This window comes from Enterobacter cloacae complex sp. 394I7 (assembly GCF_057320345.1).
The window spans coordinates 988,214-1,004,408 of sequence record NZ_JBXWCR010000001.1; the positions used below are offsets into that span (position 1 = coordinate 988,214).

Genomic DNA, 16,195 nt, shown 5'->3' on the forward strand with positions numbered 1-16,195 from the left:
TAACGGCATTCAGGGTTTTGTAATTAAATAAAATATCCTTGCTGAATGTGTGAGGGCTGAAAAACTTACACCATACCGTTATTCCCGTGACGTAAAAATGCCGGTCGCTGATTAAGTCGTTCGAACCAGGCGTTAATTGCCGGCACATCAGGCTTATCAAATGGCGTCATTTTCCAGCGGTTCACCGAGAGACCAAGTACCACGTCTGCAAGGGTAAACACCTCGCCCGCCGTATAGGCTGCGGTGCGTTGCAACTGCTCCTCCAGAATAGCGATGCAGTGGTTCCACGCTTTAATTCCGGCGGCAATACGCTCCGGGTCGTTATAGTCCGGGTTATTGCGTCCCAGTGCCGGAAAGACATACCGCCAGGCATTGTTAAATTCGCTTGCCTGCCAGTCCATCCAGCGTTCGATGTTGGCGCAGGCCTGCGGTTCCGTTGGCAGGAGATCCTCACGGCCGGCTTTACGGGCCAGATAACGGCAGATTGCGTTAGATTCCCAGAGGACGAACTCGTCATCGAGCAGCACGGGAACCATGGCGTTGGGATTCAGGGCGCGGAAGGCAGCGGTTTGCGTGGAGGCAAAACCGCTGCCGTAGTCTTCCTGGTGATACTCGATACCCGCTTCTTCGCAGGTCCAGAGCACTTTACGTACGTTGATCGAGGTTGTCTTGCCCAGGATGCTTAACATGATGCCGGTGTCCTTTTAGAGATGCAGTGTTTAAAAACTCTACACCGGTTCTGGCGAACGGGTGGAGAAATCTGGAAACGATATCGCAGGGAAGGAAACGAAACGCTTAGTCTGTGGTGACAACGAACATTTTTGCCTGCTGTGCCAGCTGGCGTTCAGCTTTGATCGGGGCATATTTTTCCGAATGATAAAACGCCAGCGCCTGCTGCAGTGAAGGGAACTCAAAAATGCCAGCAAAGGGTAGCGGTTCTTCATCGCCTTCAAGGACTTCGACAACAGGACCAAAATGCAGAATTTTGCCGCCGGCCTCTTCAAGTGCCAGTCTGAAGCGAGGGGCAAGATTGGCCTGCCGTGCAGGGTCGATAACACGTAAATTGATATGGATAAATGCGGGCATCATGATACCTTGAATAGCGTTAATAGTGTATATACACTATTTTATCTCACCGTATCTGTCGAGCGTAAAGTATGAACACTGTTGATCTGGCGTTACTAAAAACCATCCCCGAAACCTGTCCGGCGTATCAGGCACGTGCAACAGCACGGGCTATTACGCGTTATTACAACGCCTGCTTCAGACCTTATGAATTGACGGCAGAACAGTTCAGCCTGCTGGTGGGGATCGGCGGTGGCGTAAATGAAACGGTGGCAGGGCTTGCATCAAAGGCCGGGGTGGATGCAACCACACTGAGCCGAAACATACGGATTATGGAGTCCCGTGGGGTTATTGAATCAACGGGGGGGCGCGGGCGCCGTGGAAAACAACTTAGCCTGACCGCGCAGGGGTGGGCGCTTCTGACATCCGTGATCCCCGTATGGCAGTCCGCGAGAGAGGAATTGTCACGTAAAATGGGAAGCGAGCAGCTCAGCCTGACGACGACGATGATGAAAGACCTGGCAAAAACCAGCACATCGTTTTGAGCCTTTCCTGCTGTCGCAGACACGTACTGTGGGCAACGCCGTCAGCACCACGCGTCATCCCAAAGAGCACCAGCACGGTGCACTCAACTCGCCTTGTCTCACCAAAACGGTGAAACAGCCTGCACAGGCAGACTTAACAGTTTAATAATTAACATAAAAAATTCTGGCATATCCCTTGCAACGCTAAACACTGAAGGGCAGCACACCACAATTTGAAAAATAGCTGGCTAGGGTTCCGGTTCACTGCGGTGAATGGCTGGTCCAAGAGCTGGCGACCTCTGAGAGGTTACACGGCGGGACAAAAGCCCGGGAGACAGCAGCACCTGAAGGTGTCGCGCTGCCCCCTAATTTTGTGCCACTCAGAGGTCAAGCATGAAGAAAACGCCATTATTCCGCACCCTGGTACTCTCCCTGGCGATGCTGGTCAGTCTCCCCACCTTTGCTGCGGTGAAGAAAGAGTTCAACGTCTGCTGGACCATCTACGCCGGCTGGATGCCCTGGGGCACCCTCAGCAGTAGCAAAATCATCGATAAATGGGCCGATAAATACGGCATCAAAATCAACGTTGTTCAGCTCAACGACTATATCGAATCCATCAACCAGTACACTGCGGGCCAGTTTGACGGCTGCACCATGACCAATATGGATGCGCTGACCATACCGGCCGCGGGCGGCGTTGATACCACGGCGCTGATCCTCGGCAGCTATTCAGAAGGCAACGACGGCGTCGTGATGAAGGGCGAGGGCAAAACGCTCAACGACCTGAAAGGGATGAAAGTCTACCTGCCTGAGCTCTCTGTTTCCCACTATCTGCTGGTGCGCGGCCTGGAAAAAGCCGGCCTGGCCGAAAAAGACGTCACTGTGGTAAACACGTCTGACGCGGACATCGTCTCCGCCTTTGGCACGGCAAATGTGCAGGCAGCGGTAGCCTGGAACCCGCAGCTGTCGGTCATCAAAGGCACGCCAAAAACGACAGAAGTGTTCAGCTCCTCTCAGGTACCGGGTGAGCTTATCGACATGATGGTGGTCAACAGCGAAACCCTGAAAGACAACCCGGCGCTTGGCAAAGCATTAACCGGCGCATGGTACGAGATGATGGGGCTGATGAAAGCGCAGGATGCCACCGTGCTCAACGCAATGGCCACCGCCTCCGGTACCGATCTGGCCGGTTATCAGGCGCAGCTGAAAACAACCCACCTGTTCTATACCCCGCAGGACAATATTGCCTTTTTAACGTCGCCGGAACTGGCGAAAACCATGCAGCGCGTGGCCACGTTTTCGTTCGATAAAGGGCTGCTGGGCGATGGGGCGCAAAGCGCGGATTTCATCGGCATGCGCTTCCCGGGCAATGTCACCCAGGGCGATGCCAGCAACGTGAAGCTGCGCTTTGACGACAGCTTCGTGAAAATGGCCGCTGCCGGCACGCTGTGATAACGGACGGAACATCCATGCGACAAATTAATCGCCATCCCACGCCCGGCATGCGGCTGATGCTCGTGATGCTGCCTTTCGTCCTGCTGCTGGCCGCATACTTTTTCGGTTCCGCGGTCAGGCTGGAGGCTAACCCGCAGGACAAGCTGCTGCCTGGCCTGCAGCAGATGCTGGACGCGCTATCACGCATGGCGTTTACCCCGGATAAACGCAGCGGTGACTATCTGTTCTGGGTGGACACGCTGGTGAGCCTTGCCCGTCTGCTGACGGGGCTGGTCATCGCCTCGATCATCGGCCTCTGTGTTGGCGTCACCGCCGGTGTTTTCCCGCTGTGGCGCGCGTCGCTCTCGCCGCTGATGACGGTGCTGTCGATGATCCCACCGCTGGCGATCCTGCCGGTGCTATTTATCGTTTTCGGGCTGGATGAACTGTCGAAAGTGATGCTGATTGTCATCGGCATCACTCCGATGCTGGCGCGCGATCTGGAGCATCGCGCGTGCGAAATCCCACCGGAGATTCTGATCAAAGCCCAGACGCTGGGTGCCAACAGCTGGACGCTGGTGTTGCGCGTGGTACTTCCGCAGCTGCTATCGCGGCTGCTGACCTCGCTGCGTCTGCTGCTGGGATCGGCATGGTTGTTTCTCATTTCGGCAGAGGCCATCTCCTCAACCGCCGGGCTGGGCTATCGCATTTTCCTCGTGCGCCGCTATATGGCGATGGATGTGATCATTCCGTACGTCCTGTGGATCACGCTGCTGGCCTGGCTGATGGATCTGGCCCTGCGCCAGTTACATAAAACCTGGTTTCCCTGGGCGGAAGGAGGGAAGGCATGAGCTTTATCACCATCAACAATATCTGGCAGGAGTACGGCGACCACGTGGTGCTGGAGCGCCTCAATCTGCAGGTGAAAGAGGGCGAGTTCTGCTCAATGGTGGGGGCCTCTGGCTGCGGAAAATCCACGTTTTTGCGCCTGCTGCTCGGTCAGGAAGCGCCCAGCCGAGGGTCCATTACGCTCGACGGTAAACCGCTGCACGCCGAGCCGGACAGCAGCCGGGGCGTGGTGTTTCAGCGCTACTCCGTTTTCCCGCATCTCAGCGTGCTGGATAACGTCACCATAGGGCTCGAACTGCCGCAAGCGCCGCTGTTCGGGCGACTGTTTGGGGCAAAGAAACGCGCGGCGCGTGAGCGAGCCACCGGGATGCTGGAAAAAGTCGGTCTCGGGCATGCGATGCACAAATACCCGGCCCAGCTTTCCGGCGGTATGCAGCAACGTTTAGCCATTGCGCAGGCCTTCATCATGCAGCCGCGCGTGTTGCTGCTGGATGAGCCGTTTGGCGCCCTGGACCCGGGTATCCGTAAAGATATGCACGCCTTGTTGCTTCAGCTGTGGGGGGAGACCCGCATGACCGTCTTTATGGTCACCCACGATCTTTCGGAAGGCTTTAACCTCGGCACCCGCTTACTGGTGTTCGACAAAGTGCGCCTCGACCCGCAGGCGCCCAACGCCTTTGGCGCCCGTATTACCTACGACATTCCGCTCAACGAGACGCGGCTCTCCGCGCTGAGTGGAACGGCTCCCGATAACGTTTATGCATTAAGGGGTTAACACCGTGAATACGATGACCATGTTACGCGAAGAGATCCTGCCCGGCGGCGGTCACCTCTCGTTTGTGCTTAAGCGCGGGCAGATCCTGCGTATGACCGACATTGAAGGTGGAGCAAACGTCAGCCTGCTGATGCTGAATCCGCACGAGAAAAGTGAACGTCTGAACCTGCCCGACACCCTGAAAGGCCAGCACACCGCGCGTCTGACCGCCGGACACTGCTTTTACTCCGACATGGGACGCGTGCTGGCAGGCATCACCGCAGATACCTGCGGCTGGCATGACCCGTTTGGCGGCGTACTGAACGCCGCCGAGGTGACTGAAAAGTATGGCCAGGGACGCTATCAGGAACTGCGCAACGGGTTTTACCGAAACGGAACGGACAACCTGCTGGTGGAGATGGGGAAGTGGGATCTCAATCTCGAAGATCTGCTGATGGTGGTCAACTTATTCAGCAAAGTCACCGTCGATGACCGCGGTCAGTTCACCTTCCACGGCGGCTATTCGCAGCCGGGCAGTTACGTGGAGCTGTACGCGCCCATGGACACGCTTGTGGTGATGACTGCGCTGCAGCATCCGATGGATCCGTCCCGGGAATATGCCCCACGACCGGTCGCGCTGAGCTGGCGACAGGCTGAGGATGAAGAGGGGGCCGTTAACGCGCTTCTGACGCGCCCGGAAAACGAACGCGCCATGACCAATACCCGGCTTTTCGCCCTGTAAGGAGCAGTAAAATGACCATGATCTCTGAAAAGCATGTGCAAGACGCGGTATTTCGCCACGTGATCCCGGCAGGTGAACCGTACCTGTTCGAGGTGAAACAAGGGCAGACGTTGCGCCTGCTCGACCTGGAAGGTAACCAGGCGGTCGACACGCTGTTCTACAATGCCGATAACCCGCGTGAACGTTACGATGCGCAGCGCACATTGCGCCGTCAGAACAACGCCTATCTCACGCGTGGCAGCGTCCTGTACTCCAGCCTCGGTAACCCCCTGCTGACCATTATCGACGATACCTGCGGGCGTCACGATACACTCGGCGGGGCCTGCGCCCAGGAGAGCAACACCGTGCGATACGCCCTCGATAAACGCCATATGCACAGCTGCCGCGATAACTTCCTCTGCGCCTGTCTGCACGATGGGCGTCTGCAAAAACGCGACATCACGGCCAACATCAATTTCTTTATGAACGTGCCGGTGACGCCAGAGGGCGGGCTGACGTTTGAAGATGGTATCTCCGCGCCGGGGAAATACGTCGACCTGCGCGCCGAGTGCAACGTCATTGTCTTGATCTCCAACTGTCCACAGCTGAATAACCCCTGCAACGGCTGGAACCCAACGCCTGCTGAGGTGCTGGTATGGAACTGACGCCCACCCGCTGGCAGCGACTGCGCCAGGCGCTGTACCGCCTGTTTGAAGTTCGTGCCGGACGCATTCTGCCGTAACCGCTTTTTCCCCATGGACGACCATGGGTGAGCCGATTTTCGGCGGGACGACCCGCCACGATTGAGTCTGACCTATGTTGACGACACTCCTGATTGCGAACCGCGGGGCGATAGCCTGCCGCATTTTACGCACCCTGCGCACCATGAAAATTCGTGGTGTGGCAGTCTATTCCGAGGCGGATATCAGCAGCCTGCATATTCGCGAGGCCGATGAAGCGCTGAGTCTGGGCGATGGCCCGGCGGCGAATACCTATCTGGATAGCACGAAGATCATCGCCGCCGCGAAAGCCAGCGGCGCACAGGCTATTCATCCGGGCTACGGCTTTCTCTCGGAAAACGCCGCGTTCGCCGAAGCGTGTGACGCCGCGGGGATTGCCTTTGTGGGCCCCACGCCGGAACAGCTGCGTCTGTTTGGGCTAAAACATACCGCTCGCGCGCTGGCGAAAACGCACGGGGTTCCGATGCTGGAGGGCACCGACCTGCTGGCCGATGTTAACCAGGCCGTCAACGCTGCCGCCGAAGTGGGATATCCGGTGATGCTGAAAAGCACGGCGGGAGGCGGCGGCATCGGTATGCGCGTCTGCTATGACGCAGAAGCGCTGCGTGACGCGTTCGATGCGGTAGTGCGTCTGGGGAAAAATAACTTCAGCGACGCGGGTGTATTTATCGAAAAGTACATCGAGCGGGCGCGTCATCTGGAAGTTCAGCTGTTTGGCGACGGCAAGGGCGAGGTGATTGCCCTCGGCGTGCGCGACTGCTCTGTGCAGCGGCGTAACCAGAAAGTGCTGGAGGAGACGCCCGCGCCAAACCTGCCGGCGGGCATGGCGCAGGCACTGTGCGAGGCGGCGATAACGCTGGGTAAAGCGGTCAACTACCGCAGCGCGGGCACCGTTGAATTCGTTTATGACAGCGACGCCGCCCGCTTTTACTTCCTTGAGGTGAATACCCGTTTGCAGGTGGAGCACGGCGTGACCGAACAGGTGTGGGGCGTGGATCTGGTGCGCTGGATGATCGAACTTGCCGCCGGAACGTTGCCGCCACTGGCGACACTGCGTGACACCCTGAAACCGAAGGGGCATGCCATTCAGGCCAGGATCTATGCCGAGAACCCGGGCCGCCAGTTCCAGCCTTCACCGGGACTGCTCACCGACGTGGCTTTCCCGCCCGATGACCGCGTTACGCTGCGCATCGACAGCTGGGTTGAGGCCGGATGCGAAGTCCCGCCGTTTTTTGACCCCATGTTAGCCAAAATGATCGCCTGGCAGCCGACACGCGAAGCCGCCATCCGCGTGCTGCATTCCGCGCTGGGGGAGACCCGTCTTTATGGCGTTGAAACCAACCGCAGTTATCTGCAGCAGATCCTGACCTTCGCGCCGTTTGCCGCAGGTGAGCCCTGGACCCGCTGTCTTGAGCATCTGATGTACCAGGCGTCCACGCTGGAGGTGCTCAGCGCCGGTACGCAGACCACGGTGCAGGATTACCCGGGACGCACAGGCTACTGGGCGGTTGGCGTTCCGCCATCCGGGCCAATGGACAGCGTGGCGCTGCGTCTGGGTAACCGTCTGCTGGGCAATAAAGACGATGCCGCCGCGCTTGAGATCACCCTCAGCGGCCCGACGCTGAAATTCAACTGCGATGCGCAGCTGGTGGTGACGGGCGCTGAAATTGCGCTCACGCTGGACGGTGAACCGCTGGCCAATCATCACGTTTTTCGCGTACGTGCGGGCATGACGCTGCGTATGGGCGAGATCCGCGGTGCGGGCGTGCGCAGCTATCTTTGCCTGCGCGGCGGGTTTAACGTGCCGGAATATCTGGGCAGTAAAAGTACCTTCACGCTGGGGCAGTTCGGGGGGCACGCCGGACGGGCGCTCCGCACAGGTGACATTTTGCACCTGGCGCCGTTAACCGAGCCGGTTGCGGATGCGCCGCTGCCGCAGGCGCTGCACACGAGGCTGGACGCGGTGCGCGAACTGCGGGTGATTTACGGCCCGCACGGTGCGCCGGAGTATTTCACGCCGGATTACATCGCGACGTTTTTCGCCACCGAATGGGAAGTGCATTTCAACTCCAGCCGGACGGGGGTACGCCTGATTGGCCCGAAACCGGAGTGGGTTCGCGACAGCGGCGGCGAGGCGGGTCTGCATCCGTCGAACATTCATGACAATCCGTATGCCATCGGCGCGGTGGATTTTACCGGCGATATGCCGGTGATCCTCGGCCCGGATGGCCCAAGCCTGGGCGGGTTTGTCTGTCCGGTCACCATCATCGAGGCCGATCTGCACGCGGTAGGGCAACTGAAGGCGGGAGATTACGTTCGCTTTGTGCCGGTGGATATTGCCACCGCGCGACGGCTGGCGCAGGCGCAGGAGCGCCAAATCGCCAGCCTGACCCCGCAATCAGTCACATGGCAACCTGCCGGTCTGGACTCACCGATTGTGCTGACGCAGGGGACGGACGATAAACGTCTGGTGGCGAGAGTGTCGGGTGATACCCATCTGCTGCTGGAGATTGGCGAGCCTGAGCTGGATCTGGTGCTGCGTTTTCGCGGCCACGCGCTGATGCAGGCGCTGGAGGGCCGGGCGCTGAAAGGCGTTATCGATCTCACGCCGGGGATCCGCTCCCTGCAAATTCATTATCAGCCGGAAACGCTGCGCCTGGATAGCCTGCTGGAGGTGATCGCCGGGCTGTGGCAGGGCGTTTGTGACCAGGACTCGCTGGACGTGCCGTCGCGCATCGTCTGGCTGCCGCTCTCCTGGGACGATCCGGCGTGTCAGAAAGCCATCGACAAATACATGACCACCGTGCGCCGCGATGCGCCGTGGTGCCCGAGCAACCTGGAGTTTATCCGTCGCATAAACGATCTGGCTAACATTGATGAAGTGTATAAAACGGTGTTCGACGCCCGTTATCTGGTGATGGGGCTGGGGGATGTCTACCTCGGCGCGCCGGTGGCCACGCCGCTCGACCCGCGACACCGTCTGGTGACCACCAAATACAATCCGGCGCGCACCTGGACGGCGGAGAACTCGGTGGGCATTGGCGGGGCATACCTCTGCATCTACGGTATGGAAGGGCCGGGCGGGTATCAGTTTGTGGGGCGAACCCTGCAGATGTGGAATCGCTATCGCACGGTAGAGGATTTCGGCGGCAAGCCCTGGCTGCTGCGTTTCTTCGATCAAATTCGCTTTTATCCGGTTTCAGCCGAGGAGTTGCAAACCATCCGCCGGGATTTCCCGCTGGGGCGTTATCCGCTGCGTATTGAACACACCACGCTGAAACTGGCGGAGTATCAGCAGTTTCTGGCTGACGAAGCACCTGAGATTGAGGCATTCCGTGCGCATCAGCAGGCGGCGTTTAACGCCGAGCGTGAGCGCTGGATAGCGGGCGGGCAGGCGCATTTTGACAGCAGCGACGAAACGACGGATGACGGTGACGACGCGCCGTTACGGTCGGGAGAATCCGGTGTTGAAAGCCCGGTTGCCGGCAACCTGTGGCAGGTGAACGTTGTGGTCGGCAACACAGTGCGCGAAGGCGATGTGCTGGTGGTGCTGGAGTCGATGAAAATGGAAATCCCGTTAGTTGCCACTCAGGACGGCGTGGTCAGTCAGGTCCGTGTCCAGCCGGGGTCGTCGGTGCGGGCGGGCCAGTGCGTGGTCGTTCTGGAGAAAACAGCATGAAGCCTCTTTATGATTTACGTCTCTCTGCGCTGGCAGAGGCATACCGTGAAGGCCAGATCGCCCCGCGTGAGGTGATAACGGCCTTACGCGAGCGCGCGCTGGCGCTGAACCCGTCATTTAACGCTTTTATTTATCTGCTCACCCCTGAAGAGCTGGAGCCGTACCTCGCCGCGCTGGAGGGCGTAGCGCCGGACACGCTGCCGCTGTTCGGCGTGCCCTTTGCCATCAAAGACAATATCGATCTGGCGGGTATCGACACCACCGCCGCCTGTCCGGCATTTGCGTATCGGGCAGAACAGGATGCAACGATAGTTTCGCAGCTGATTGCGCTGGGGGCGATTCCTCTGGGGAAAACTAACCTCGATCAGTTCGCTACCGGCTTAAACGGTACGCGTTCGCCGTATGGCCCATGTCGTAACAGCGTTCATCCGGATTACCCGTCCGGTGGATCCAGCGCGGGGTCGTCGCTGGCGGTCGCCCTGGGTCTGGCGAGCTTCGCGCTGGGAACGGACACGGCCGGCAGCGGGCGCGTACCGGCCTCGCTGAATAATCTGGTCGGCCTCAAAGCAACCAAAGGTCTCATCTCCACGGCAGGGGTTGTGCCTGCCTGCCGCACGCTGGACTGCGTCACGTTTTTCACCGCGACGGCAGCAGAGGCCAGCCAGCTGCTGGCACTCACGGCGCGACAGGATCCGCGTGACGAATACAGCCGGTCCAACCCGACGTGGAACGGCCCGCAGGCTTTTGGTGTCCCTGCTGCGGGCTTTCGCTTTGGCGTGCCGGAGACGCTGGAGTTTCTCGGCTGTGCAGAAAGCGAGGCGCTGTATCACCGCGCGAAGACGGGGCTTATCGCGCTGGGTGGCGTGCCCGTGACTCTCGACTTTGCACCGTTTCTGGCGGCCGCGAAACTGCTCTATGACGGCCCGTGGGTCGCCGAGCGTTATCACCTCGCGGGTGCGCTGATTGAACGCCAGCCGGACGCGGTGTTGCCGGTTATCCGTGATGTCCTGCAAAACGCGCCTACAGCCACTGCGGTGGCGGCGTTTGACGCGCAGTACAAACTCCAGCGGTATAAAGCCGAGTGCGATGCCATGATGGCCGACCTGGATTGCGTATTAATCCCGACGTATCCCCGCCCGGTGAGTCTGGCTGAGCTGGCCGATGAACCGGTTAAAAGCAACTCGGCGCTGGGCATCTATACCAATTTTATGAACCTGCTCGACTATGCCGCCGTAGCGGTCCCGGTCGGTGAAATGAACAATGGGCTGCCATCCGGCGTCACGCTGTTTGGCCGCGCGTTTACCGATCAGTATCTGCTTAGCCTGGCCGATGCGTTACAACGTCACACAAAATTAACGTTACCGGGCAACCGCGCCATGCTGGACGACGCGCCGACCTGCACCGCAACCCATGACCGCCTGCGGATAGTGGTCTGCGGTGCGCATATGGACGGTCTGGCGCTCAATGTTCAGTTACGAGAGCGCGGAGCACGCCTTGTCGACGCGACCACCAGCGCACCTTATTACCGTCTGTATGCGCTGGCGGACGGTAAACGTCCCGGAATGGTTCGGGTGGCAGACCAGGGGGCCGGGATTGCGGTCGAGGTCTGGGAGCTACCGCACAGCGAAGTGGGGTCGTTTCTCGCCGGGATCCCCGCACCTCTGGGGCTGGGAAAAATCGAGCTGCAGGATGGACGGTGGTTGACCGGGTTTATCTGCGAGGCGTATGGCCTGGAGGGGGCACGGGATATCACCGAATTTGGTGGCTGGAGAGCCTGGCTTGCCCGGAAACGGTGAGCAAGCCAGGTGCTGGCGTTAGCGGTAGAGCGTTTTTTCCGCGACCGGAATAATTAACGTGTCCTGCCAGTCCGCGAGCGTCAGCTGTGCGAGTTTGCCCAGTGCGGTGTAGAACGGATGCCCGGCGTTTTCAACAAACACGGACAGGAAGCGGGTACTCCACGGCAGCAGGTGCCATGCCAGAAGCTGGTCGCGTTCAGCGTCGCGGCCATTTTCTGCCAGCCACGCGGCCAGTAACAGCAGGGTACCGATGTGATCTTCCGGTTCGTTCTGCTTCATCTCGAAGGCAATGTTGTTTTCACGCATCCACTGGCGCAGCGCGAGGGTGGAGTCGCCGAAGAGCACGGATTCCCGATCCAGCCAGACGGAACCCCACGGCGGTGACGGCAGGGCGTAAGGGCCAATAAACAGACGTTGCCAGGCATCTTTTAACGCTTCATCGGATGGCGTTTTGAACGCATCTGCAACGGGCTGCAGCGTTTCCGGCGCCAGCGGCCAGTCCTGAATCCAGTCGCCTGCGGTGAGCGCCTGCACCAGCGGCGCAGTCTGCTCGCTATCCGGAGCAAAATAAAACAGCGCGCCCAGTACCCGGGCGCTGAACGCGAACGAATCACGCTGTGAGACTTCTTTCATGACTACCTTCCTTGCTCGCGCGGAGTAGCCCGCGCGACTGTGTTAACCCGCAATCGCCATACCTGCGGTCATGTGCAGACCATAGAAAAGACCACGGCCAATCAGTTCACCCACGACGACCAGTAACACGCCTGCAAAAAGAGCGAGGGCTTTAGGCTCCTGCCGACGCATCAGCGGGCACAACCAGCAGCCGAGTCCGGCGGCAAGCAGTACGATACGCCAGATTTGCAGCGCGCCATAGTCAGGCAGCAGGGCACTCGCCTGTTGAACGGAACTGTGGATTGTCGCCAGGTCATTACTCTGCAGCACGATGACCGCCACGCAGGCCAGGAGTGCCAGCACGCTGACAGAGGCCGCGAATGTGCTTTTATATGTCGTGTTTGCCACGCGCAGCAACAGGGCTGCAAACAGCGGCCCCCCCAATACCAGCGTCAGGAAAAAGCCCACCGTGGTGTAACCCGTGTACCAGGTCGGTACGGTATCAATTTGATAAACCCGGGTCATCGCCCAGACAAAGACAACGCCCAGGATCTGGCTAACGACCAGCCAGATTTTACCCAGTGCCGGGGGCATTTTACCGATAACGGATACCAGCCACCAGAAACCGCCAACGGCAAAGAAAATGGATCCCGCGGCAATTTCGTTACTGAGCGCCGAAGCACCCACGCGGTTGAGCGAGTTAAAGGCCCGGAGCGGGGAGCCAAGGTGCAGCACGGACGCCAAAAATCCGATGCCCATCACCAGCCACAGAAAGAACATACTGCGGACAAGGCGTGTTTTCACCGCGTCGTCTTTTTCAGTAAGCCAGACGAGCCCCATAACGATCAATGCCCCGGCGACGCACTGTCCGAAGACCGTGAAGATCACCAGCGGCCATTCATGCCATCCACTTCCCATCTCACACCTCTTTCGGGTTTGCCAGGTAGCCGGTGGTATCCCCTGTCGGGCGACTGTTGGCGTTAGGTTTAATCACGATGCTTGGCTTCGTGAAGTGCGCGGACGGCAGCGGCGCGACGGCCGCCAGCTGACCATGTTTTTCACGCAACTCGTCGATAGGACCGAAATCCAGCGCGCGCAGCGGGCAGGACTCCACGCAGATCGGCTTTTTGCCGTCTGCCACGCGGGTGTGGCAGCCGTCACACTTGGTCATATGGCCTTTGGCGGCATTGTATTGCGGGGCACCGTACGGACAGGCCATGTGGCAGTAGCGACAGCCGATGCAGACATCTTCATCCACCACCACGAACCCGTCGTCACGCTTGTGCATCGCCCCGCTCGGGCAGACCTTGGTGCAGGCCGGGTCTTCGCAGTGGTTGCAGGCAATCGACAGGTAGTAGGCAAACACGTTCTGGTGCCAGACACCGTTGTCTTCCTGCCAGTCACCGCCCGCGTATTCGTAAATACGGCGGAAGCTGACGTCCGGGGTTAAATCTTTGTAATCCTTGCAGGCGAGCTCGCAGGTTTTGCACCCGGTGCAGCGGCTGGAATCAATAAAAAATCCATACTGAGTGGTCATCACTTACTCCTTACGCCTTCTCGATCTGCACCAGATTGGTGTGCTGCGGGTTACCTTTGGCCAGCGGTGACGGGCGGTGCGTGGTCAGGGTGTTGATGCATGAACCGTGGTCGATACGATCGCCGTTCATATTGGCGTCATGCCAGGCTCCCTGGCCCATCGCGCTTACGCCGGGCATGATGCGTGGTGTGACTTTCGCTTCGATGCGTACCTCGCCGCGATCGTTAAACACGCGCACCGTATCGCCATTTTTGATGCCGCGTTGCGCCGCGTCCACGGGGTTAAGCCAGACCTCCTGACGGCAGGCGGCTTTCAGCACGTCGACATTGCCGTAGCTGGAGTGGGTGCGGGCTTTGAAGTGGAAGCCGAAGAGCTGCAGCGGGAATTTATGGCGTTCCGGGGCGTCCCAGCCGTCGAAGGTCGAGGCGTAGACCGGCAGCGGGCTGATGGTTTCGTCGTCGGCGAGCTCCCAGGTAGCCGCAATCTCTGCCAGCTTGCTGGAGTAAATTTCAATCTTGCCCGAGGGGGTGTTGAGCGGATGAGCCTGCGGATCATCGCGGAATTTTTTATAGGCCACGAAGTGCCCGGCCGGATCTTTACGCTTATAAATACCCCTCTCTTTCAGTTCCTCATAGGACGGCAACTGCGGATCTTTTTCGAGCATTTTGGCATACAGATACTGCAGCCACTGCGCCTGGGTACGTCCTTCGGTAAATCGCTGATGAATATCCGGGCCGAGGCGTTTCGCCACTTCACTCATGATCCAGTAGATCGGTTTGCGCTCAAACTTCGGTGCGGTCACGGGCTGAAGGAAAATCAGATAGCCCATGTTGCCTGCATAATCGTTAGGAATAATGTCTTCCTGCTCAACGGTCATTAAATCGGGTAGCAGGATGTCAGCATATTTCGCCGACGAGGTCATAAAGTTGTCGATCACCACGATGGTTTCGCATTTACTCTCGTCCTGCAGAATATCGTGGGTTTTGTTGATGTCGGAATGCTGGTTGATTATGGTGTTGCCGGCGTAGTTCCAGATGAATTTGATCGGCACATCCAGCTTCTCTTTTCCCCGCACGCCGTCGCGCAGGGCGGTCATTTCGGGTCCGCGCGCGATGGCGTCGGTCCAGCTAAAGCATGAGATTTGCGTTTTCACCGGGTTATCCGGCAGTGGCATACGCTCAATGGTGATCGTGTAGGTCGATTCACGCGCGCCGCTGTTACCGCCGTTGATACCGACGTTTCCGGTCAAAATCGGCAACATGGCAATGGCGCGGGAAGTCAGCTCGCCGTTGGCCTGGCGTTGGGGGCCCCAGCCCTGACAGATGTAAGCCGGTTTGGTACTGCCAATTTCTCGTGCAAGCTTGATGATGCGATCGGCCGGTATGCCTGTGATGCGCGAGGCCCATTCCGGCGTTTTGGCGATGCCATCGTCACCCTGACCGAGAATATACGCTTTGTAATGTCCGTTAGCAGGCGCACCTTCCGGCAGCGTTTTTTCGTCATAGCCGACGCAGTACGTGTCGAGGAACGGCTGATCGACAAGGTTTTCGTCGATCAGTACCCAGGCGATACCCGCGACCAGCGCGGCGTCCGTCCCCGGGCGAATCGGGATCCACTCGTCTTCGCGCCCGGCGGCGGTGTCGGTATACCGCGGATCGATGACGATCATGCGCGCGTGAGAGCGCTCGCGGGCCTGCTCGAGATAATAGGTTATCCCGCCGCCGCTCATTCGCGTCTCTGCCGGGTTATTGCCGAACATCACCACCAGCTTCGTGTTTTCAATATCTGAGGTGCTGTTGCCATCGTTGCTGCCGTAGGTGTAGGGCATTGCACAGGCTATTTGCGCGGTGCTGTAGGTGCCATAGTGGCTTAAAAAGCCGCCGTAGCAATTCATCAGACGCGCGACCAGCGAAGCATAAGGGGAGGAGCGGGTGATATTGCCGCCCACAATGCCGGAGGAGTAGTTAATGTAGACCGCTTCGTTGCCGTATTTTTCGACGACATCTTTCAGGCTGCGGGTAAGGGTGTCCAGGGCTTCATCCCATGAGATACGCTCAAATTTGCCTTCACCGCGTTTCCCTACGCGCTTCATGGGGTAGTTCAGACGATCGGGGTGATTGATCCGACGGCGAATAGAACGCCCGCGCAGGCAGGCACGAACCTGATGATTGCCATAAATATCCTCACCGGTGTTATCCGTTTCGACCCAGTAAACTTCTTCATCACGGACGTGAAGACGCAGCGCACAACGGCTCCCGCAGTTGACCGAGCAGGCACCCCAGACCACTTTGTCTTCAGCGGGCTTTACGGCGTTTTGTACCGCGGCAGCGGCGCGTTTGAGGCCAAAAGGCAGTGAAATCCCCCCGGCGGCAAGTGCCAGAGAGCCTATTGCAGTGGATTTAACCAACGTTCGACGGCTGATCCCGCCGTGATTTTCGACATCGGACATAACTCACCCCATCATTTTAATTGCGTATAATTTTC

At 58.8% G+C, this 16,195-nt stretch carries 14 protein-coding genes and 1 riboswitch; of the genes, 8 read left to right on the top strand and 6 right to left on the bottom strand.

Going from position 1 to position 16,195, the window contains the following annotated elements:
* Positions 1–65 precede the first annotated feature (65 nt).
* Positions 66–689: a glutathione S-transferase family protein gene (locus AC2FAP_RS04840; RefSeq protein ID WP_346589360.1), complete on the bottom strand. Its 624-nt coding sequence runs from the start codon at positions 687–689 to the stop codon at positions 66–68.
* Between the two features lie 106 nt (positions 690–795).
* Entirely contained in the window at positions 796–1,089 is a 294-nt protein-coding gene (locus AC2FAP_RS04845) for a DUF1330 domain-containing protein (RefSeq protein WP_196480812.1), read from the bottom strand.
* A gap of 68 nt (positions 1,090–1,157) precedes the next feature.
* On the opposite strand from AC2FAP_RS04845, the gene AC2FAP_RS04850 reads away from it, so the two are divergent.
* From AC2FAP_RS04850 to atzF, 8 genes are all read left to right on the top strand, one after another.
* Entirely contained in the window at positions 1,158–1,610 is a 453-nt protein-coding gene (locus AC2FAP_RS04850; protein ID WP_014169866.1) for a MarR family winged helix-turn-helix transcriptional regulator, read from the top strand.
* A gap of 216 nt (positions 1,611–1,826) precedes the next feature.
* A riboswitch (guanidine-I (ykkC/yxkD leader) is annotated at positions 1,827–1,925 on the top strand.
* A gap of 57 nt (positions 1,926–1,982) precedes the next feature.
* Positions 1,983–3,041 carry a putative urea ABC transporter substrate-binding protein gene (locus tag AC2FAP_RS04855; protein WP_149376601.1) on the top strand — a complete coding sequence of 353 codons (1,059 nt, stop codon included), beginning with the start codon at positions 1,983–1,985 and terminating at the stop codon, positions 3,039–3,041.
* Between the two features lie 17 nt (positions 3,042–3,058).
* Entirely contained in the window at positions 3,059–3,874 is an 816-nt protein-coding gene (locus AC2FAP_RS04860; RefSeq protein WP_014169869.1) for an ABC transporter permease, read from the top strand.
* Complete coding sequence (locus AC2FAP_RS04865) at positions 3,871–4,647, top strand: ABC transporter ATP-binding protein (protein WP_449541605.1); 777 nt, start codon at positions 3,871–3,873, stop codon at positions 4,645–4,647. Before AC2FAP_RS04860 ends, AC2FAP_RS04865 begins: the two co-directional genes overlap by 4 nt.
* A 13-nt stretch (positions 4,648–4,660) precedes the next feature.
* Positions 4,661–5,368 carry an urea amidolyase associated protein UAAP1 gene (locus tag AC2FAP_RS04870; RefSeq protein ID WP_449541779.1) on the top strand — a complete coding sequence of 236 codons (708 nt, stop codon included), beginning with the start codon at positions 4,661–4,663 and terminating at the stop codon, positions 5,366–5,368.
* Positions 5,369–5,379: 11 nt separating this feature from the next.
* Positions 5,380–6,012 carry an urea amidolyase associated protein UAAP2 gene (locus tag AC2FAP_RS04875; RefSeq protein WP_025204312.1) on the top strand — a complete coding sequence of 211 codons (633 nt, stop codon included), beginning with the start codon at positions 5,380–5,382 and terminating at the stop codon, positions 6,010–6,012.
* A 151-nt stretch (positions 6,013–6,163) separates the two neighbouring features.
* A complete protein-coding gene (gene uca, locus AC2FAP_RS04880) occupies positions 6,164–9,766 on the top strand; it encodes an urea carboxylase (RefSeq protein WP_449541606.1) in 3,603 nt (1,200 codons plus the stop codon).
* Positions 9,763–11,562 (top strand): allophanate hydrolase, encoded by a 1,800-nt coding sequence (atzF, locus tag AC2FAP_RS04885; protein WP_449541607.1) that lies wholly within the window; start codon positions 9,763–9,765, stop codon positions 11,560–11,562. The genes uca and atzF overlap by 4 nt, the downstream gene beginning before the upstream one ends.
* Before the next feature lie 18 nt (positions 11,563–11,580).
* Here the strand turns inward: atzF and dmsD are convergent, their stop codons facing one another.
* From dmsD to ynfE, 4 genes are read right to left on the bottom strand one after another with little or no spacing between them, the layout of a single operon-like run.
* A complete protein-coding gene (gene dmsD, locus AC2FAP_RS04890) occupies positions 11,581–12,195 on the bottom strand; it encodes a Tat proofreading chaperone DmsD (protein WP_020884270.1) in 615 nt (204 codons plus the stop codon).
* A 42-nt stretch (positions 12,196–12,237) separates the two neighbouring features.
* The gene (locus tag AC2FAP_RS04895) at positions 12,238–13,092 is read right to left on the bottom strand and encodes a dimethyl sulfoxide reductase anchor subunit family protein (protein WP_447861819.1); all 855 of its coding nucleotides are present in this window, start codon (positions 13,090–13,092) and stop codon (positions 12,238–12,240) included.
* Between the two features lies 1 nt (position 13,093).
* Entirely contained in the window at positions 13,094–13,711 is a 618-nt protein-coding gene (locus AC2FAP_RS04900) for a DMSO/selenate family reductase complex B subunit (protein WP_447861817.1), read from the bottom strand.
* A gap of 10 nt (positions 13,712–13,721) precedes the next feature.
* A complete protein-coding gene (gene ynfE / locus AC2FAP_RS04905) occupies positions 13,722–16,160 on the bottom strand; it encodes a selenate/tellurate reductase subunit YnfE (RefSeq protein ID WP_252068108.1) in 2,439 nt (812 codons plus the stop codon).
* Between the last annotated feature and the right edge of the window lie 35 nt (positions 16,161–16,195).